This is a genomic window from Marinobacter sp. LV10R510-11A, assembly GCF_900215155.1.
Taxonomy (GTDB): Bacteria; Pseudomonadota; Gammaproteobacteria; order Pseudomonadales; family Oleiphilaceae; genus Marinobacter.
In genome coordinates this window covers 1,441,719-1,459,935 of the sequence record NZ_LT907980.1, presented here as the reverse complement: position 1 = coordinate 1,459,935, position 18,217 = coordinate 1,441,719, and the positions used below count along the sequence as shown (strand labels likewise).

The following is an 18,217-nucleotide window of genomic DNA, read 5'->3' as shown; positions in this document are numbered from 1 at the left end:
AAAGTATCGGTCAATTCACCTGATCTCGCAGGAAACTTCCAGGCTTACTCGCTACCGCGAAGCGGTTTAGTTCAACAGCGTATTGGGCAGCGCTCTTCGTTATTCAATATTATGACTTCTGCATTTTCACCCACCACGATTACGCACTTCTTAAGCAACCCACGCACAAAACTACTCTAAAACCAAACAATTACCACCGCAGCCTCGTCAAACTTCGTAATATCACCGCGCAATAACGAAGCTGTCACGCGAATACCAGCGGGCGGTGCGCAAGGCCATAAAAAAAGGCCCGAAGCGTCACGTCAACCCCGGGCCTCTTAATCACATACCGGTCAATGACCTCAACCGCACTTACTATCACCACAAGACAAGCAAGTCGCACAACCGTCCATCACAATCACCGCCTTGGTGCTGCACTTGCCGCACATGGTGGAGTTGGGCGGGAAGTCGCCGGCCTTGTCGTCGTTGGTCGCCGTGGTGCTGGCTGCTTCGAACTCGGCACGCTTTTCGGCGAGGATGCGCTTAGTGGTTTCGCTCATCTCTTCGCTTTCCATCAGGCCAACGGCCTTCAGGTGCTTCTCGATAACGGCACCGATTTCAGCTACTAGGGAGGGCATGAATACGCCGCCTTTCTTGAAGTAGCCGCCGTTCGGGTCGTATACGGAGCGCAGTTCTTCCACCAAAAAGGTCAGGTCGCCGCCTTTGCGGAATACCGCAGAGATTACGCGGGTGAGGGCGATCACCCACTGGAAGTGCTCCATGGATTTGGAATTGATGAACACTTCGTACGGCTGCCGGCTTTCGTAGTCTGTGTCTTCGTTCAGCAGGATGTCGTTGATGGTGATGTACATCGCGTGCTCGGCCACCGGCGGTTTGATTTTGTAGGTGGTGCCTACCAAAAAATCTGGCCGCTCGATGTATTCGTTCATCTTAACGAGCGTGCTTTCCGGTTTCGCTGCTGGCAGCTGTTCTTTGGGCGCGTCTGTGTCGGCTTTTTTTACCCGGTAGCCGACGATTTTGTTGCTAATTTTAACGGTCATGTCTTCTGTCCTGTGTCGGTTTTCCGGATCAATACTTTCCGTAGGTGCCTTCTTTTAGCGCGTCAAACAGGTTGGCGGCGGTGTGTATCTCGCCGTCGTAATCTACCTGTTCGTTGCCCTTCAGCTCCACCTTGCTGCCATCGTCGAGGGTGAACTCGTAAAGGGTGTTTTCAAGGTCTATTTCTTTTACCAATACGCCTTGGAAGGCTTCAGCGTTAAAGCGGAAGGTGGTGCAACCTTTCAGGCCCATGTCGTAGGCGTAGAGGTAAATGCTCTTGAAATCCTTATAAGGGAAGTCGGTTGGCACGTTCGCGGTTTTGGAGATCGAGGAATCTACCCACTTCTGCGCGGCGGCTTGGATGTCTACGTGCTGCGCCGGGCTTACGTCGTCAGAGGTGGTGAAGTAGCTGGGCAGTTTTTTGTCTTCTTCGTCTGAGAAGGGCATAGCGCCGGGGTTAACCATGTGGCGGTAAGCCAGCAGCTCGAAGGAGAACACGTCGACTTTTTCTTTGGTTTTGCGGCCTTCGCGGATGACGTTACGGGCGTAATGGTGCGAGAAGCTTGGCTCTATGCCGTTACTGGCGTTGTTGGCCAGGGACAGGCTGATGGTGCCGGTCGGTGCGATAGAGGTGTGGTGGGTGAAGCGGCCACCTTTTTCTGCCAGTGCTTCTACCAGCTTGGGGTCAACGCTGGCAATTTCCTGCATGTAGCGGCTGTATTTGGCGTGCAGTACGCGGCCTTTTAGTTTATCGCCGATTTTGTAGCCATCTTTCGCTAGTTGCGCGCATTTACCCATCATTTTCGGGGTAATTTCAAAGTCGTCGTTCATAATTGGCGCAACGCCTTTCTCTTCCGCAAGGGAGAGAGACTGGCGCCAGCCTTCTACGGCCATTTCACGTACAACCTCTTCCGTGAACTGTACAGAGTCGGCCGAGCCGTAAGGCATGCGCAGCATGGCGAGGGTTGAGCCTAGGCCAAGAATGCCCATGCCATGGCGACGCTTGTAGGTAATTTCGTGGCGTTGCTCGGCCAACGGCAGGCCGTTGATCTCTACTACGTTATCTAGCATGCGGGTGAAAATGCCCACAACCTTGCGGTACTTTTCATAGTTAAAGCTGGCTTTGCTGGTGAAGGGGAAGTCCACAAACATGGTCAGGTTCACAGAGCCCAGCAGGCAGCTGCCGTAAGCGGGCAGGGGCTGCTCGCCGCAGGGGTTGGTGGCGCGGATGTCTTCACAGAACCAGTTGTTGTTCATCTGATTGACCTTGTCGATCAGGATGAAGCCGGGCTCTGCGTAGTCGTAGGTGGAGGTCATGATGGTGTCCCAGATGAACTGGGCTTTCAGGGTGCGGTAAATACGGCACGCCACCTTGCCTTCTTCGTTGACCACGTAGCCTTTCAGTATTGGGAAGTCGCGATACACGTACTGGTTAGTGTCGGCGAGATCTAGGCCTTCTTCTTCCGCTTCCTTCTTGGTAACCGGGAAGGAGAGGCTCCAGTCGCTATCGTTACGAACGGCTTCGATGAAGTCTTCGGTGATCAGCAAGGATAGGTTGAACTGGCGCAGGCGGCCGTCTTCACGCTTGGCTTGGATAAAATCGATTACATCCGGGTGGTGAACATCAAAGGTGGCCATTTGCGCACCGCGGCGTCCACCGGCTGAAGACACGGTAAAGCACATGCGGTCGAAGATATCCATGAAGGACAGCGGGCCAGATGTCGTCGCACCGGCGCCGGCTACATAGGCACCTTTCGGGCGCAGGGTTGAGAACTCGTAACCGATACCACAGCCAGCCTTAAGGGTGAGGCCTGCTTCGTGGTTTTTCTCCAGGATGTCGTTCATGGAATCTTGAACGGAGCCGGACACGGTGCAGTTAATGGTGGAGGTTGCAGGCTTGTGCGCCTCAGCACCGGCGTTAGAGGTGATCCGGCCGGCAGGAATGGCACCGTGCTTCAATGCCCACGTAAAGTTTTTCAGCTGCTCGGCGCGTACAGATTTGTTTTCAACTTGCGCCAAGGCTGCTGCAACGCGCTGGTAGGTAGCGTTGATGTCCTTGTCTACGGCTTCGCCGGTCTTGGTTTTTAGCTGATATTTGCTGGTCCAGATATCAAGCGAAGTGTCCTGCATCGGAATTGATGTAACCACTGCTTCTGCCTTAGCGTTCATTGCCACCCCTCAATTAAAATCACTATATGTAGGTTTATTTTCGACGAGTATAACAGGATATAGTGTTTTGTGAATTTAAACGGGACTATTGAGAAGTCGCTTCTGGCAAAGAAAATCAATGGAAAATGCCTTGCAAGATGGAAAGCTTTGGTAAATCCGGCGCTTGGGGCGAAAATCTCAAAATCCCTATATGTTGTGATCAATAAACACGCGAAAAGAGCGTGTTCGCTCGCAAAATCACGTGGTTTGTGACTTCTGCACGTATTCGGAATACATGTGTCGTTAAAGTGGTGGTGTGGAGTCGAATAGTGCTGTGGCCCACAGGACGTGAACCACTATAAAAAAGGAAGAACAATGAGAGGCCTGAAACCTACATTGCTGGCGCTGTGTATTGCGGGGGTTCCACCTGCAGCTGTGGCGGAGATTCAACGCTTGGATGATTCCATGATGGGTAGCATCACGGGGCAGGCGGGTGTCACAATTGAGCTTGAAACCAAGCTGAACATTGACCGTTTCATCTATACAGATGAGGGGTCACTGGAGATAAACGACATTTTCGTGGGCGGCACCAATCGCACCGATATGTTCTCAGAGATGAATCTGAACCTGAACGGAGCCGCTACAGACCGGCTGGATAATATCCGGATCAACATCGATGTGGCCAGCGATGGCGACGCCATCATCAACCTGTTGCCCTTGTCGTTCAATGCGGTGGATGTGCGGGTATCAACCGGCGCCTGGAATCTTACGGGTACCGGCGGTTCTACGACCATTCTTGATAATTTCAACATGGACGCGTTGATCGGCTCCGGAACCATTCGGATCGATACCGCCACCGACAAGCTGAACTTCAAAACCGACATTGCTATTGATGACATGGACTTCGACGTGCCATTTTTGGCGTTGGGTATCCGTGATTTTCAGCTAACCAGTGCGGATTATGATTTGCAGGCGCCGCAGCCTCTCAAGTTGTTTGCCTACGTGGACCTGGATATTTACAAGGCGCCGAACTCTCAAAATGTCGAGAGCCTAGCGATTGATCTGCAGACCTTTGAAGCAGACATCCGCATTGGCAGCGTTATCGTGGGTGGTACATCTATTGGGTCGGTGGCTTTGGACAATCTGTCGATTACCGACACCTCAATGCTCATTTACGGGCATTGAATCTGGTGTAGTTGGGTATAAAAAAGGCGGGAGAGAATCCCGCCTTTTTCGATGTCAGCCCAATAAGAGGCTGTCGTCATCCACTGAAAGCCCGCGCTGGGTTTCAAACAGCTCGAGAAGATCTTTCACTTCCAGGCCTTCGCGGTTCTTGCCTTCAATATCAAACACCACCTCGCCCTGGTGCAGCATCACTGTGCGGCTGCCAACTTCCAGCGCCTGTTTCATGCTGTGGGTTACCATCAAAGCCGTCAGCTTTTGCTCTTCGATGATTTTGGTGGTGAGTGCCAGCACGAAGGCACCGGTTTTGGGGTCCAGCGCTGCAGTGTGCTCGTCGAGCAGCAAAATGTTGGACGGCGTAAGGCTTGCCATCAACAGGCTTACAGCTTGGCGCTGGCCACCGGAGAGTAAGCCCATTTTGTCGCTCAGACGGTTCTCTAGCCCCAAATTGAGGGACGAGAGGCTTTCCCGGAACTGTTCCCTGTATTGCCTTTTCACCGCTGCACCCAAACTGCGGCGCTGGCCTCGCTTGATGGCAAGAGCTAGGTTTTCCTCAATGCTCAGGCCCTCGCAGGTGCCAGCCAGCGGGTCCTGAAACACCCGCGCCACGCGGCCCGCTCGTTTGTGGGTAGACAGCTTGGTAACGTTTAGGTTGTCGACAACGATGGTGCCGCTATCAACCAGAACTTCACCCGCCAACGCATTCAAAAAGGTGGACTTGCCCGCGCCGTTGCTGCCAATCACGGTAACAAACTCACCCTGATTAACGGTGAGGCTCATGCCCCTAAGTGCGGGGTTTTCCAGCGGAGTGCCTTTGCCAAAGGTAAGCTGGAGATCGGTTGCGCTGATCATATTGCCTCCTCAGGCTTTTTTGCGGGTGAGTTTGCTAACCAGGGAGTTGCGAGCACCGGGCAATACAATCGCCAGGGTCACTAGAACCGCGGTTACCAAGTTTAGATCCTGGGCTTTGAGGCCAAGGAAGTCGGCGTTCAACGCCAAGGCAATGGCCAAACGGTAGATAATAGCGCCAATCACGCAGCCGATTAGGGCGCGAACGACCGTGGTTGGTGTGATAACCGCTTCACCGCCAATCAATGAAGCCAAGCCTATAACGATGACCCCAACCCCCATGGTGACATCGGCTGCGCCTTGGCTTTGGGCGAAGAGTGCGCCCGCCAGGCCAACCAAACCGTTAGACACAGCAACACCGAGAATAATCATGGTTCCGGTGGAAATGCCCTGGGCACGTGCCATTCGTGGGTTGGCGCCGGTTGCGCGCATTGCGAGACCGGTTTCGGATTTCATGAAGCGCCACAAAAGAATTAGGGCGATGAACACCACGATCACAAATAGCAGCACCGGCACATGATGGTAGTCGAGGCCCAGCGAGTACCACGGGGTGAGCACGGTTTCTTCGCCGAGAAGCGCAATGTTTGGCCTGCCCATAATGCGAAGGTTGATGGAGTACAGGGCAATCATAGTGAGGATGGATGCCAACAGATTCAGAATGTTCAGTTTTACGTTCAGCATCGCTGTTACAGCACCGGCAGCCATGCCGGCGAGTACGGCGGAACCTGTGGCCAGCCAGGGGTTCCAGCCTTCCATAATTAGCACTGCCGCAACGGCCGCACCAAGGGGAAAACTGCCGTCAACTGTCAGGTCGGGAAAATCGAGTACACGAAATGAGATATAAATACCGAACGCAACTAGGCCATAAATGAGGCCGGTCTCGATTGCGCCGTAAAATGCAATATCACTCAGCATGGGTAAGATTCACTGTGAAAGAAAAACGGGCGGATCCTTTTGGGTTCTGCCCGTGTAGGTCAGGCGTTACTTATCGCTTTTAATGACTTTTTGAGCGTCGGCAATCACATCTTCCGACAGGGTGATGCCCATGCGCTCACCGGCTTCTGGGTTCACGAACAGGTTGAGCTTTTCCATGGTTTCAACGGGCATGTCGGCGGGCTTTTCGCCTTCGAGAATGCGGGCAACCATTACGCCGGCTTGGCGGCCGTGGTCGTAGTAGTCAAAACCCATAGCAGCGACGGCACCCCGGGCAACCGTGGCGGTGTCGGCTGCGAACACGGGGATATTGGCGCGTTCGCCCACGGAAATGACCGCTTCGGCGGCGCTGATAACCGTGTTATCGGTTGTCAGATAAATAGCATCAGCCTTGCCTACTAAAGAGCGGGCCGCGCCCAGTACTTCAGAGGTCTTGGTGGCTGCGCCTTTTACCAAAGTGAGTCCGCGGGCTTTCATGCGCTCTTCAAGCAGCTCAACCAGTGTTACAGCGTTGGCTTCGCCAGGATTGAATACGGTGCCAATTCGCTTGGCATTCGGCATGATGCGCTGCAACATGTCTAGGTGCTTGTCGATGGGGAGCATGTCGCTTACGCCGGTAATGTTTGCGCCCGGTGCCTCGGCGCTTTTAACCAGCTTTGCGCCTACTGGATCGGTTACCGCAGCAAACACCACGGGGATGTTGCGGGCAGCAGCGGCAACCGTTTGTGCCGAAGGTGTTGCGATAGCCACGATCACATCGGGTTTGTCACCGATAAATTTACGGGCAATCTGGGAGGCGATGGCAGCGTTTCCCTGAGCGCTTTCGTGCATGAGCTTAAGATTGTCACCTTCTTTGTAGCCTCGTTCGGCCAGTTCATCCTTTACGCCTTGATGAACGGCATCCAAAGCCGGGTGTTCGACGATCTGCGTAATGGCGACAACACGTGGCTCTGCAGCCTGTGAAAGACTTGCCATTGCCATTAATGACGCGCCCAACAGGATGCGTAGGGTTTTCTTGGCCATTTGCCCATCTCCGAGGTTTGTTGCGGTATAGGTGCGAGAGTTTATCACAGCCCTGCGGCCTTGGCGGTAGAGCATGTTAATGTGTGTTGGCCTAAACGAGATATTCTCGGGAAGAGTTTTGCCCAGTTGGCCTGAGTCACGCTTTGACTCGCCACAATGTGTTGAAATACCCTACTAGTGCCTAAATAATGTCCTTATAAATCAAATAACGAAAACCAAGGAAGATCCATGCACACAACAAACAAACTTCCCCTGGATATGGTCTATCACTGGGAGACTACTAAGGCTAATTCCCTTTACCTAACCCAGCCTATTGGCGATGGCAAAGTGGTGGACTACACATGGGGAAGGGCGGTTGACGAGGCCCGCCGTATGGCGTCGTACCTCAAATCCCTGAGCCTGCCTGAGAAAAGCCGTATCGGCCTGATTTCGAAGAACTGCGCACACTGGATCATGACCGACTGGGCGATCTGGATGGCGGGGCATGTTTCCGTGCCGCTATACCCCACGCTGAATGCAGATACCGTTACCTATGTGCTGAACCACGCTGAGTGCGAGGTTTTGTTTGTGGGTAAACTGGACGGCTGGGACACGATGAAGCCGGGCGTACCGGATTCCGTTCGTTGTATTTCCTATCCGCTGAGCCCGCCCAATGATTTTGAAACCTGGGACGATATTGTTGCCAAGTATCCGCCTTTGGAGGAGAACGTTCAGCGCGAGGGAGACGAGCTTGCAACGGTTGTCTATACCTCGGGCAGTACAGGCCAGCCGAAAGGCGTCATGCTGAGCTTCCGTAACATGGCCCTTGCGGCCGAAGGCGGCCTTGAGGTTCTGCAGGTTAGCTCGGATGAGCGCATGCTGTCTTACCTTCCCATGGCACACGTTTTTGAGCGCACGTTTGTAGAGCTGGCTTCTTTATATGCGGGTTTCCATCTGTTCTTTGCCGAGTCTCTTGACACCTTTGTTGAAGATATGAAGCGAGCACAGCCAACGTTGTTCCTTTCGGTTCCGCGGCTGTGGGTTAGATTTCAACAGGGTGTTCTGCAGAAACTGCCACAGAAGAAGCTAGATACGCTGCTGAAGATTCCTATTGTGAACCGGCTGATCAAGAAAAAGATCCTGAAGGGGCTGGGTCTGGATAAGGCCAAGCTGGCCGGTAGTGGTTCTGCGCCACTTGCCAGTGACGTGTTGGATTGGTACCGCAACCTTGGCCTAGAGTTGCTTGAGGGCTATGGCATGACGGAGAATTTTGCCTATTCTCACATCAACAAATTCGGGCGCTCTCGCACGGGTTATGTGGGAGAGGCTATGCCGGGTGTGGAAACGAGAATTAGCCCTGAGGGTGAGATTCTGGTTAAGAGCCCTGGCAGTATGATGGGTTATTACAAGGACGAAGAGAAAACCCGTGAAGCCTTTACCGAAGACGGTTTCTTGAAAACCGGCGATAAAGGCGAAATTGATGAGATGGGGCGCCTGAAAATTACGGGCCGAATGAAGGAAATCTTTAAGACCAGCAAGGGCAAGTATATTGCACCTGCGCCAATTGAAAACCGCTTGATGGCACACCAGTCAATCGAGCTGGTGTGTGTGTCTGGTGCCAACCAGACCCAGCCTTTTGCCATGATTCAGCTGGCAGAAGGCGTTAGGCCAAAGATGGCCGATGCGGATTTCCGGAAGGAGATTGAGGCCAGCTTCACTGAACTTGTTGATAAGGTGAACAAGACGGTGGACCCACACGAGAAGCTGGCTTTTGTGATAATCGTCAGCGATGAGTGGTCGATGGAGAACAGCTTCTTGACGCCAACGCTGAAGCTTAAGCGAAATGTTGTGGAAGAGGCCTATGAAAGCCAAGTGAACGAGTGGTATGCGAAGCGCCAGAAGGTGCTCTGGCAGTAACGCACAACCCGTTTTGTTCAGATCAGGAGGGGTTTATGGCTCAGCTTTCTGCATTTCAGAAGCGCATTCATGAGGAAATTCCGCTTTCCCGCGCACTGGGAATTGAACTGCATTCTTGGGATGGCAGTGCGTTACTGATTAGTGCGCCACTTGAACCCAATACCAATCATCAGGGCACCGGCTTTGGTGGCAGCGTCTATTCAGTGGCTGTAACAGCGGCCTGGGGGCTTATGGAGCTTGCACTGGCCGATCTTGGTTTGAAAGGCAATGTGGTGGTGCAGACAGGCAGCATTGATTATCTTGAACCGGTGGCCTCAGGCTTTTACGCGATCTGCCGGTTGCCAGGGGAAGAAGTTCCTGAGCGCTTCAGAAAAGCCTTGGCAAGGCACGGCAAAGCTCGATTGGATCTCACCACTGAGGTGTTTTGCGGAACGCCGAACCCCATGCCACAGGGTGATCCGGTGGCTGTATTTCAGGGGCGGTTCGTCGTGCAGGGTGCCCACTCTGCAATAGCGCCCTAGTTTTGAGGCCGGTATCAGACCATAGAGCGAGTGTTGGAGATTGACCGGCTCATCAAAATGATGGGGATAATGCCCGCCAGTACAATAATGAGTGCCGGCAGCGCGCTGTGATATAGGCGTTCGTCGGAGGCAAACTGGTACACGTAGGTGGCCAGAGTTTCAAAGTTGAACGGCCGCAGTATCAGCGTGGCCGGTAACTCCTTCATACAATCTACAAAAACCACCAGTGCGGCGGTAATCAATGTGCCGCGAAGCATGGGAAGGTGGACCTTCACCAGTGTTTTGCCCGGGCTGTTGCCCAGTGAGCGCGATGCCATATCCATGCTCGGGGTAATTTTCTGCAGTGCGCTTTCTACACTACCGGCAGACACCGCCAAAAATCTCACTGTATAAGCAAATACGATGGCGAAGGCCGAGCCGCTGAGTAGAAGGCCTGTGCTTACACCGAAGTAATCCCTCATTAGGCTATCCAGCCAATTATCAAAGCCTGCCAGCGGCACGATCACACCCACGGCTAGCACCGCACCTGGCATGGCGTAACCCAAGCTTGAGAGACGCATGAGCACTTGCATCCCACGGGTGTTGTGAAGCCTTCGGCTGTAGGCGAGGGTAACGCCGATCAGCAGGGTGGTCAGTGCTGCGGCCCCGGAGAGGAATAGGCTGTTAAGGGTGTTGCGTATAAACACCGGGTTCCAGCTTTGATCAAAGTATTCCCACGCATAGATGCCCAGAGTCACACCCGGGATAACAAAGCCAAAGATTACCGGCGCCGCACACACGGCAACGCAGATGAGTTGCCTTGGGTGCGACATGGTGAAACGGCGAATGGGGTCGCGGTTATCCCGGGCGGCAAATTGTTGCTGGCGTCGACGGGAATAGCGTTCAAGAGTGACCAGAATAACCACAAAAATGAGCATGGTTGTGGCTATCTGGGCCGCACCACCCAAGTTGCCAAGGTTCATCCAGGTATCAAACAGGCCGGCGGTGAGTGTTTGCACAGCAAAAAAATCGACGGTGCCAAAATCGTTCAGGGTTTCCATTAGTACCAAAGAAAGACCCACTGCAACGGCCGGGCGGGCGATGGGCAGAACCACTTTGAAAAACGTGCTAAGGGCCGAGTGGCCAAGGCTGCGACTGACTGCAAACAGTGAGGGAGACTGATCCAGAAACGCGGCCCGGGCGAGAAGATAAACATAGGGGTAGAGCACCAGGCCGAGCATCAGCGTGGCGCCTTCTAGGCTGCGAATTTCGGGAAACCAGTAATCCGAAGCGTTGGCCCAGCCAAACGAATCTCTCAGAATGCCCTGAACCGGGCCGGCATAATCCAGAAGGCTGGTGTAGACGTACGCGATCACATAAGCCGGCACCGCGAAAGGCAACAACATGGCCCATTCGAAAAATTTACGGCCGGGGAACTCGCACATGGTGACGGCCCAGGCAGTTGAAAGGCCGATCACTAGCGTGATAGCGCCAACCCCAGCCATGAGTTTCAGGGTTGTTACAAGATAGCGGGGCAGCGTGGTGTTTATCAGGTGTGGCCATATATTTTCTTCAGGGAAGAAGGCCAAGAAAATAACCGATAGAACCGGCAGAGCAACGATGGCGGTGGTTAGCAGTGCGCTGAAAAGCCAGCGGCGGGAGGTGTGCTTTGCCAGCAAGGGCTGTGTAAGCCCGGGGTTAACGCTGGTCGCGGCCTCGCTCATAGGGTTCCTGTTTCAGAATCATTTACAGCGTTGATAAAAAGCGAAGGTGAGGGCGGCTTGGCCACCCTCACCGAAATACTTACTCGCCGTCGAAGTCTACACGGTCAACCAATTTGACTGCCGCGTTGCGGTTTTCTGCGATTTTTTGCAGAGAAAGGCTGTCTGGCTGAATTTCACCCCATTCTGCAACCAGTCCGGTGGGCTTTACGTTCGGGTTTGCCGGGTATTCAGTGTTAGCCGTGGCGTAGATACCTTGAGCTTCCGGGGCTGTCAGGAATTCCATCAGTTTAATGGCGTTATCGCGGTTCGGGGCGCTTTTGGTCAGGGAAATACCGCTGATGTTGATGTGGGTTCCGCGGCCATCGGCATTCGGGAACACCAGGCGAACAGCTTCTGCAGCCGGGCGCTGATTCTCATCCTGCAGCATGTTGCCGTAGTAATAGCTGTTGCCGATAGCTACATCGCACACGCCTTCTGAAATAGCCTTGATCTGATCGCGGTCGCCGCCCTGGGGTTTACGGGCCAGGTTATCTTTAACTCCATTCAGCCAGGTTTCTGTTTCGGCTTCGCCGTGATGGGCGATCATGGATGAGATCAGCGCAATGTTGTACGGGTGCTTGCCGCTGCGAGTACAGATGCGGTTATCCCACTTGTCATCTGCTAGCTCCTCGTAGGTAGTGATTTCACCTTCCTCAACGCGCTCTTTGGAGGTATAGATCAGGCGCGCTCGGGTGGTGAGGCCAATCCACTTGCCTTCTGGATGACGCAGGCTAGCCGGCACATTTTTATTCAGCACATCGTTGTCCACGCCCTGAACCAGATCACGCTCCACCAGCTCATTCAGCCGCGAGATGTCTACGGTCATGACAACGTCTGCAGGGCTGTTGCGGCCTTCGCGCGCCAAACGCTCAGCCAGCCCCTGCTTGGCGAATACTACGTTACTCTTGATGCCGGTTTCCTGTTCAAAAGCATTCAAAAGTGGCTCAAGAAGGTGCGCCTGACGGTATGAGTAGATGTTAACTTCGCCGTCTGCAGAGGCAGCAAGGGGAAGAGCCGTGAGGGCGATTGCCGCGGTTGCGGCGAGTTTCATGCGCATGGTGCCATCCTTAGGTGATTCGGATCGAGTGTGCGCTTGTGTTTGGGTACTGGTTGAGAGCCACAAGCGCCTAACAACGGCAACCATTCTCATTTGTGTTACGCGGGAAGTCAATATTCCCTTTGGCGTACTTCTTTCAAAATAGTGTTATTCTACCTCGAGTTGTATAAACGATATGATTCGCGAGCACACACAATAATCTACTATGTACCTTAGTAAAGCAGTGGAACGTCGCAGATGGGTGTAGATGATCGCAGAGAGCACTGTCGTACAGCGATGAGTGCCAAGGTAAAAGTAAGCCACGAACAACAAGGGGAGTTTGTCTTCTCTACCCGGGATATATCGGATGGTGGCGTATTTGTTGTGGTGGATAATGAGCCCTTTGCTCCCGAAATGGGGGATAAGGTAGAGGTGCAAGCACAGGGGCTGCCCGTGCCAGCGCCTGTGCTGAGTATGGTTGTTGTCCGCATAACAAATGATGGCTACGGCTTGCAGTTTGACGAGAGTGTTAACTGACAGGCATTTTTACCACGCTTTCCCATGGATGATATCCATCACTCCAGTGAGATTGTCGTTAAGGGACAACGAGAGACTCATGATTGCTTTTAGATTTCATAGAATTTCCAAAGGCGTTGCACGCTTGCTGGCATTGAGCGGGCTGCTGGTGATGCAGTCTGGTTGTGCTACCTATTACTCCCACTACGCCATGTTTCCAGCCGAGAACTCCCAAGGGGAGCCGAGAACCGTCCGGTTATCGTGGCACAGTGCTGAATACCCCTCTTGGTGGTTCGTATCAGATCGCGCCACACCCTTAACTCTCGAAACCCAGTGTAGTGAGCGGGCCTGGCGGTTATACGACGGCAGCCATGCTGAGGCGGGGGCTTGCGGTCAGGGTATTCGCGCCTGTGGCGAAAGCGCGAGTGATCGGCTGGTTCAGGAACAGCCGTCGGTAAATGCCAGCGATGCGTGCATGTTGGTGAATCCTTCTGATTCTGAAGCGCGAATTGCAGATATATCTGGCCGGCTGGAGCTATTGGTTGCCTGTGAGCCGGTTTCCGCTGTTAAAGGCGAAGGAAAAGACGCGGTGAATGTTGATTATATCCGTGCATCAACGGTTCCTTACACCGTTTACACCCGCAAAACGCCTCGAGGCTCTCTCAGCGCTCGGCCGCCAAAGTTCGACCGTTCAGTGTGTAATGCGGACTGATGAGTTGTGATGCCGGTCACGTTGCTACACATTGTTTCCGGCTGAAGAATATCGTTACGGTTTGTCTTGCTGCCGTTACTTTGGGCTACGAAATTGTAATGGACTATTCCCTGCTACCATTCAAGAATGGTAGCTACTAAAAAATACCTATTCAGGAGTGAATAGTGGGCGTTGGTCAGAAAAAAATTGCGGTGCAAGATCTGGAGGTGGGCATGTTTGTGTCTGACCTGGATCGGCCGTGGCACCAGACGCCTTTCCCTATTCAGGGGTTTCACATTCGTTCCCAGGACGATATCCGCGCCCTTATTTCCCATTGCCAGTGGGTCTCTGTCGACGTTGCAGAAAATCGGAACTCTGTTGAGCTTTCCAGAGTTGTTCGGCCGGTTTTTGGAACCGGCGGTCGGCGCGCAGGAGAGGGTCGGGAAGAGCTTCAACTACCTCCGATGAGTATACGTGAGCCTGTAAAGTATCGGGCCGTGACCACGTTGAAGCGTGAAATGAAATCATCAAAGCGCCTGCTTGAAGATGCGGGCGTTGCGCTTGAGCATCTTTACACCGCCGTGACTTCTCAGGAATCCCGGGATCTGCGGCCTATTGCAGTGGTTATCAACAAAATGGTGTGCAGTGTCATCCGTCAACCGGATGCGTTGCTATGGCTTAGCCGGCTTCAGAAGCACGATAACCACGTATACCGGCATGCTTTGAATACATCGGTTTGGGCGCTTGTTTGCGGGCGTCAGCTGGGGCTGAACGAAGGCCTGTTGAACCACCTTGGCTTGGGCTGCCTGTTATCCCAGGTTGGTAAAACACAACTGTCTGAAGATTTGCTTAGCCGGGAAGGGCAACTTGGCCCAGAAGAGTATGCGCTTTACCGCACCTATGTTGAAAAGGGTATGGCGAAGCTCGAAGAGAGCGGGCTTTCGCGGGCGGTTCTAAGTGTTGTGCAGGGCCATCGTGAACGTCATAACGGTTCGGGTTTTCCCGAAGGTATTTGTGGTGACAGGATTCCGCTGCTGGCTAAAATTGCGGGGCTTGCAGAGTTCTTTGAGACACTCATCGAACCTAGGGAAGGTTTGGCAGCGCCTATGACACCAGCGAAAGCCGTAACCCTGCTCTACGATATGCGCAACATTGAGTTTCAGGACGATCTGGTTCAGGGCTTTATTCGAGCGATTGGTATTTATCCCACGGGCAGTCTTGTGGAATTAACGGACGGCCAGCGTGGCATTGTGGTTTCTCATTCCCCCGAGCGCCGGCTGTGGCCACGGGTGATGGTTATGACGGACCGGCACCATTCCCCGTTGAAAGCCGCAAAAGTTGTCGATTTGGCCAAATATAACGAAAGCCGCGCAGCGGCAGAAATATTGGCGATCAAGGAATGCCTTGCCCACGGAACCGACGGGCTGAACCCCGCAGGTTACGATGTGACTGGCGCGGAATCACGTTGGAGTTTTAGCCTTGGCCAGCTGGTCAGTCGGTGATAACAACCCGAAGGTTTTTCCGTACCCACCGGTAAGTGTTTTCTGGTGAAAAACTGATCACAATTTCAGACTCTCCGCCTGCCGGGCCGCTCACGTAATACTCCACCTCTGCCATTTGTTTGCTGTAGGAATGCAAAACCACATCCTGCGGGCGGGTAGTGATGGCGCCTATATCTGAAAGCTCAATACCGCCGCCGATGCGCCGTATTTTTACCTGTTTGATTCCCGTATCGTTAGGAGCGTGTTCGGCTGTGTGGTTGTCTAGGTAAAAGCGATTCCCAATGATGGTTGAAATCTTCTTTAGTTCCCGTTTCAGGTAGTCCCTGGCATCTTCGGCATCAACCTCGTCCATGGAGCGTGCGGCTTCGATAATCCGCTGTTTTTTCGCCTCCAAATCCTGTTTGTACTCCACCTCTGGATCCCATTCGTTATCATCTTCGGGGCGTTCGGGCAAAGAGTCTATGTCGGCTTGAGTTGGGAGCTTTTCGCACAGTTCATCCCCTACCGGGTAGAAGCAGATTTCAGCAAGCAGTTGGTTGGCGGGAGACGAGGCGGTGCCGGTTGCGTCGAACTCGGTTTGGCTTACGGTAAAATCGATGGCCCCGGAAAGGCTGGGCAGCGCCGCATTCAACTGTTGGATGACGCGATCCCGGATCTCGATCCCTTCGCCTTCGCGCACTTTCTCAGTCCAGTTCAGCGCGATGAGAAAGCGAGTGAGGTTGCCTAATGACACGTCGGTAATAAGCTGTTGCTCGGTAATCGTGTGGGTAGAAAGGCCTTCATCATCAACGGATGGGACCTGTAGCTGCGCCCGTAAATCAGGGAAGAATTCCAGTGGTGTTACCCATTCCTGCGCAGGCACGCCTTCCGCGATAGGCAGGTCGCCCACCCAAAGATTGAGCGTTTCACCAGGGTAGTATTGAAACTGGCCCTTGGTATTCGTTTTACCAGACTGGCTGGCGGTCTGGTAGCTTAGCCCGCTGACCCCCAAAGCGTTAACTTTCCCGGTGCTCGTGCCATTGCCGTTGTTATCACTGTCGCCGCCTAAACACCCGGAGAGAAGCGGGCTGATAAAAAGCGCGGTAAGAAGCGCACGGGGCAACATAAATGATGGGCGAGTGAGGTGAACGGCAGCCATGGTTCGTCTTTCATTCCCTGAGTTTGGGCCGTGCCAACGAAATGGGTGTGGACGGCCGATTGTAAATTGTTGTAACCGCATTATAGGCAGCCGGCTCAGGCTATATCGGGATACCTGTCGCAGTTTGCGGATTTCGCGGGCTTTGCGGGATTTTTGCAGCCTCGCGCCAGTCTTGAAATCAGCCTGACGCGCCTCAATAAATAAGTGTTCTCTGAAAGTCGTTTTTTTCGAACTGGAACCTGTTATGACCAATGCTCTGGAAATTGAAGGGCTCACCAAAACCTACGGCAGCGGATTTGAAGCCCTCAAGGGAATTGACCTTCATGTGGCACAGGGGGATTTCTTTGCATTGCTGGGCCCAAACGGTGCAGGCAAATCAACCACGCTTGGCATTGTGTGTTCGCTGGTAACGAAATCTGCCGGCAAGGTAAAGGTGTTTGGCTACGATATTGATACCCACCTTTCCGATGCCAAGCTCCATCTTGGGGTTGTGCCCCAGGAGTTCAATTTCAATCAGTTTGAGAAGGTGTTTGATATTGTCACCATTCAGGCTGGGTACTATGGGATTCCCCTGAAGAAGGCCGCCGTTTCTGCTGAGAAATATCTGAAAAAACTCGGTCTCTGGGATAAGCGCAACACCCCGGCGCGGATGCTGTCTGGTGGCATGAAACGCAGGCTGATGATTGCGCGTGCACTAGTGCATGAACCGAAACTGCTGATTCTGGACGAACCCACGGCGGGCGTAGATATCGAGTTGAGGCGCTCCATGTGGTCATTTCTTGAAGAGATGAACCGGCAGGGCACCACGATTATTCTAACGACCCATTACCTGGAAGAAGCGGAAGCGCTGTGTCGGAATATCGCCATTATTGATCACGGCCGGATTATCCGTAATGCCAGCAAACGAGAATTGCTGCAGCAGCTCAGCCTGGAGACGTTTCTGTTGGATGCGGAGACAGCGCTGAATAAAGTGCCGGAACTGGATGGCTTTTTCTGCAGGCTGGGCGATGAAGGCGTGCTTGAGGTAGATGTGCACAAAGGGCAGTCGCTCAACGACGTGTTCATGCAGTTGGAACAGCAAGGGATAAGGGTAGTCAGCATGCGAACCAAGGCAAACCGGCTAGAAGAGTTGTTTATTCGCATGGTTGAGCACAATGCACCCGCTGCCGAAGGAATAACGGAGGGCAGAACATGAATGCTCAGGCTCTGTTCACCGCATACAGCACGATTGTATCGCGTGAAATACGTCGGTTTACCCGCATTTGGCCGCAAACTCTGCTGCCACCAGCGGTCACCATGACGCTGTACTTTATTATTTTCGGCAACCTGATCGGTTCTAGAATCGGCGAAATGGGCGGTTTCGATTATATGTCGTTCATTGTGCCAGGGCTGATCATGATGGCAGTTATTACCAGCTCTTACGCCAACGTAGTGTCGTCGTTCTTCTCCATGAAGTTCCAGCGTAGCGTGGAAGAACTGCTGGTTTCGCCGGTGCCCAATTGGATCATACTTGCAGGCTACGTAACTGGCGGCATGGTACGAGGATTAGGAATTGGGGTTATCGTAACCCTGTTGTCGCTGGCGTTTACGCGCTTGCAGATTCATAACCTGCCGATGGTTGTGGTTACCGTATTTTTGACCTCGGCGCTGTTTGCGGTGGGTGGTTTTATTAACGCACTGTTGGCGACCAAGTTTGATGATGTTTCCATTGTGCCCACCTTTATTCTGACACCGCTTACGTATCTTGGCGGGGTATTTTACAGCATCGATCTGCTGCCGAATTTCTGGCAGGGCGTGTCTATGGTGAACCCGATTTTGTATATGGTAAATGGGTTCCGGTTCGGCATACTCGGCGTTTCTGATGTAAACCCGTTTGTGTCCCTTGGTATGATTTTGGCGTTCATCGCTGTGCTTACTTTTATTGCGCTTAAATTGTTGGCGCGAGGGAAGGGCATACGCCACTGACGTTCGGCTTGTTTTTCAGAAACATCTATCTTTAGGA

General features: G+C 53.2%; 16 protein-coding genes. 8 read left to right on the top strand and 8 right to left on the bottom strand.

All coding sequences use genetic code 11. From position 1 onward, the window contains the following. Window positions 1-341: 341 nt before the first annotated feature. Window positions 342-1,040 carry an NrdJb gene (locus tag CPH80_RS06960; protein WP_096276404.1) on the bottom strand — a complete coding sequence of 233 codons (699 nt, stop codon included), beginning with the start codon at window positions 1,038-1,040 and terminating at the stop codon, window positions 342-344. 28 nt (window positions 1,041-1,068) lie between these two features. Next, entirely contained in the window at window positions 1,069-3,207 is a 2,139-nt protein-coding gene (locus tag CPH80_RS06955; protein WP_096276402.1) for an adenosylcobalamin-dependent ribonucleoside-diphosphate reductase, read from the bottom strand. Between the two features lie 354 nt (window positions 3,208-3,561). Here CPH80_RS06955 and CPH80_RS06950 point away from each other — a divergent pair, with 354 nt between their 5' ends. Continuing rightward, on the top strand, window positions 3,562-4,371 hold the full coding sequence (locus CPH80_RS06950; RefSeq protein ID WP_096276400.1) for a DUF6160 family protein: 810 nt from the start codon (window positions 3,562-3,564) through the stop codon (window positions 4,369-4,371). Window positions 4,372-4,425: 54 nt separating this feature from the next. Here CPH80_RS06950 and CPH80_RS06945 read toward each other — a convergent pair whose 3' ends face one another. The 3 genes from CPH80_RS06945 to CPH80_RS06935 form a co-directional block, all read right to left on the bottom strand. Further along, window positions 4,426-5,220, bottom strand: coding sequence for an ABC transporter ATP-binding protein (locus tag CPH80_RS06945; protein ID WP_096276398.1), 795 nt, complete (start codon window positions 5,218-5,220; stop codon window positions 4,426-4,428). A gap of 9 nt (window positions 5,221-5,229) precedes the next feature. Further along, on the bottom strand, window positions 5,230-6,132 hold the full coding sequence (locus CPH80_RS06940) for an ABC transporter permease (protein ID WP_096276396.1): 903 nt from the start codon (window positions 6,130-6,132) through the stop codon (window positions 5,230-5,232). A 66-nt stretch (window positions 6,133-6,198) separates the two neighbouring features. Further along, window positions 6,199-7,173, bottom strand: coding sequence for an ABC transporter substrate-binding protein (locus CPH80_RS06935; RefSeq protein WP_096276394.1), 975 nt, complete (start codon window positions 7,171-7,173; stop codon window positions 6,199-6,201). 228 nt (window positions 7,174-7,401) lie between these two features. On the opposite strand from CPH80_RS06935, the gene CPH80_RS06930 reads away from it, so the two are divergent. Next, window positions 7,402-9,069 carry an AMP-binding protein gene (locus tag CPH80_RS06930; protein WP_096276392.1) on the top strand — a complete coding sequence of 556 codons (1,668 nt, stop codon included), beginning with the start codon at window positions 7,402-7,404 and terminating at the stop codon, window positions 9,067-9,069. 35 nt (window positions 9,070-9,104) lie between these two features. Then, window positions 9,105-9,590 carry a thioesterase domain-containing protein gene (locus CPH80_RS06925; RefSeq protein ID WP_096276390.1) on the top strand — a complete coding sequence of 162 codons (486 nt, stop codon included), beginning with the start codon at window positions 9,105-9,107 and terminating at the stop codon, window positions 9,588-9,590. Between the two features lie 14 nt (window positions 9,591-9,604). On the opposite strand, the gene CPH80_RS06920 is transcribed toward CPH80_RS06925, so the two are convergent. After that, the gene (locus tag CPH80_RS06920) at window positions 9,605-11,293 is read right to left on the bottom strand and encodes an ABC transporter permease (protein ID WP_096276388.1); all 1,689 of its coding nucleotides are present in this window, start codon (window positions 11,291-11,293) and stop codon (window positions 9,605-9,607) included. 79 nt (window positions 11,294-11,372) lie between these two features. Next, window positions 11,373-12,389, bottom strand: coding sequence for a Fe(3+) ABC transporter substrate-binding protein (locus CPH80_RS06915; protein ID WP_096276386.1), 1,017 nt, complete (start codon window positions 12,387-12,389; stop codon window positions 11,373-11,375). A gap of 237 nt (window positions 12,390-12,626) precedes the next feature. Between CPH80_RS06915 and CPH80_RS06910 the strand changes: the two genes are divergently transcribed. From CPH80_RS06910 to CPH80_RS06900, 3 genes are all read left to right on the top strand, one after another. Further along, on the top strand, window positions 12,627-12,905 hold the full coding sequence (locus CPH80_RS06910; protein WP_096276384.1) for a PilZ domain-containing protein: 279 nt from the start codon (window positions 12,627-12,629) through the stop codon (window positions 12,903-12,905). A 79-nt stretch (window positions 12,906-12,984) separates the two neighbouring features. Next, window positions 12,985-13,596, top strand: a complete 612-nt coding sequence (locus CPH80_RS06905; protein ID WP_227520388.1) for a hypothetical protein — start codon at window positions 12,985-12,987, stop codon at window positions 13,594-13,596. Between the two features lie 164 nt (window positions 13,597-13,760). Further along, window positions 13,761-15,077, top strand: a complete 1,317-nt coding sequence (locus CPH80_RS06900) for an HD-GYP domain-containing protein (RefSeq protein ID WP_096276382.1) — start codon at window positions 13,761-13,763, stop codon at window positions 15,075-15,077. On the opposite strand, the gene CPH80_RS06895 is transcribed toward CPH80_RS06900, so the two are convergent. Then, complete coding sequence (locus CPH80_RS06895) at window positions 15,067-16,215, bottom strand: organic solvent ABC transporter permease (protein WP_096276380.1); 1,149 nt, start codon at window positions 16,213-16,215, stop codon at window positions 15,067-15,069. The two genes, CPH80_RS06900 and CPH80_RS06895, sit on opposite strands and share 11 nt — an antisense overlap. A gap of 244 nt (window positions 16,216-16,459) precedes the next feature. On the opposite strand from CPH80_RS06895, the gene CPH80_RS06890 reads away from it, so the two are divergent. Both CPH80_RS06890 and CPH80_RS06885 read left to right on the top strand, forming a co-directional pair. Further along, window positions 16,460-17,410, top strand: a complete 951-nt coding sequence (locus CPH80_RS06890) for an ABC transporter ATP-binding protein (RefSeq protein ID WP_096276378.1) — start codon at window positions 16,460-16,462, stop codon at window positions 17,408-17,410. Further along, the gene (locus CPH80_RS06885; RefSeq protein WP_096276376.1) at window positions 17,407-18,180 is read left to right on the top strand and encodes an ABC transporter permease; all 774 of its coding nucleotides are present in this window, start codon (window positions 17,407-17,409) and stop codon (window positions 18,178-18,180) included. The genes CPH80_RS06890 and CPH80_RS06885 overlap by 4 nt, the downstream gene beginning before the upstream one ends. The last annotated feature ends 37 nt before the right edge of the window (window positions 18,181-18,217 follow it).

What these genes read in the sequence shown, in the direction of transcription:
- CPH80_RS06885 (WP_096276376.1), top strand. Translation starts at nt 17,407, where the DNA reads ATGAATGCTCAGGCTCTGTTCACCGCATACAGCACGATTGTATCGCGT.
- CPH80_RS06915 (WP_096276386.1), bottom strand. Translation starts at nt 12,389, where the DNA reads ATGCGCATGAAACTCGCCGCAACCGCGGCAATCGCCCTCACGGCTCTT.
- CPH80_RS06895 (WP_096276380.1), bottom strand. Translation starts at nt 16,215, where the DNA reads ATGGCTGCCGTTCACCTCACTCGCCCATCATTTATGTTGCCCCGTGCG.
- CPH80_RS06945 (WP_096276398.1), bottom strand. Translation starts at nt 5,220, where the DNA reads ATGATCAGCGCAACCGATCTCCAGCTTACCTTTGGCAAAGGCACTCCG.
- CPH80_RS06910 (WP_096276384.1), top strand. Translation starts at nt 12,627, where the DNA reads ATGGGTGTAGATGATCGCAGAGAGCACTGTCGTACAGCGATGAGTGCC.
- CPH80_RS06955 (WP_096276402.1), bottom strand. Translation starts at nt 3,207, where the DNA reads ATGAACGCTAAGGCAGAAGCAGTGGTTACATCAATTCCGATGCAGGAC.
- CPH80_RS06935 (WP_096276394.1), bottom strand. Translation starts at nt 7,173, where the DNA reads ATGGCCAAGAAAACCCTACGCATCCTGTTGGGCGCGTCATTAATGGCA.
- CPH80_RS06950 (WP_096276400.1), top strand. Translation starts at nt 3,562, where the DNA reads ATGAGAGGCCTGAAACCTACATTGCTGGCGCTGTGTATTGCGGGGGTT.
- CPH80_RS06940 (WP_096276396.1), bottom strand. Translation starts at nt 6,132, where the DNA reads ATGCTGAGTGATATTGCATTTTACGGCGCAATCGAGACCGGCCTCATT.
- CPH80_RS06930 (WP_096276392.1), top strand. Translation starts at nt 7,402, where the DNA reads ATGCACACAACAAACAAACTTCCCCTGGATATGGTCTATCACTGGGAG.
- CPH80_RS06960 (WP_096276404.1), bottom strand. Translation starts at nt 1,040, where the DNA reads ATGACCGTTAAAATTAGCAACAAAATCGTCGGCTACCGGGTAAAAAAA.
- CPH80_RS06890 (WP_096276378.1), top strand. Translation starts at nt 16,460, where the DNA reads ATGACCAATGCTCTGGAAATTGAAGGGCTCACCAAAACCTACGGCAGC.
- CPH80_RS06905 (WP_227520388.1), top strand. Translation starts at nt 12,985, where the DNA reads ATGATTGCTTTTAGATTTCATAGAATTTCCAAAGGCGTTGCACGCTTG.
- CPH80_RS06920 (WP_096276388.1), bottom strand. Translation starts at nt 11,293, where the DNA reads ATGAGCGAGGCCGCGACCAGCGTTAACCCCGGGCTTACACAGCCCTTG.
- CPH80_RS06925 (WP_096276390.1), top strand. Translation starts at nt 9,105, where the DNA reads ATGGCTCAGCTTTCTGCATTTCAGAAGCGCATTCATGAGGAAATTCCG.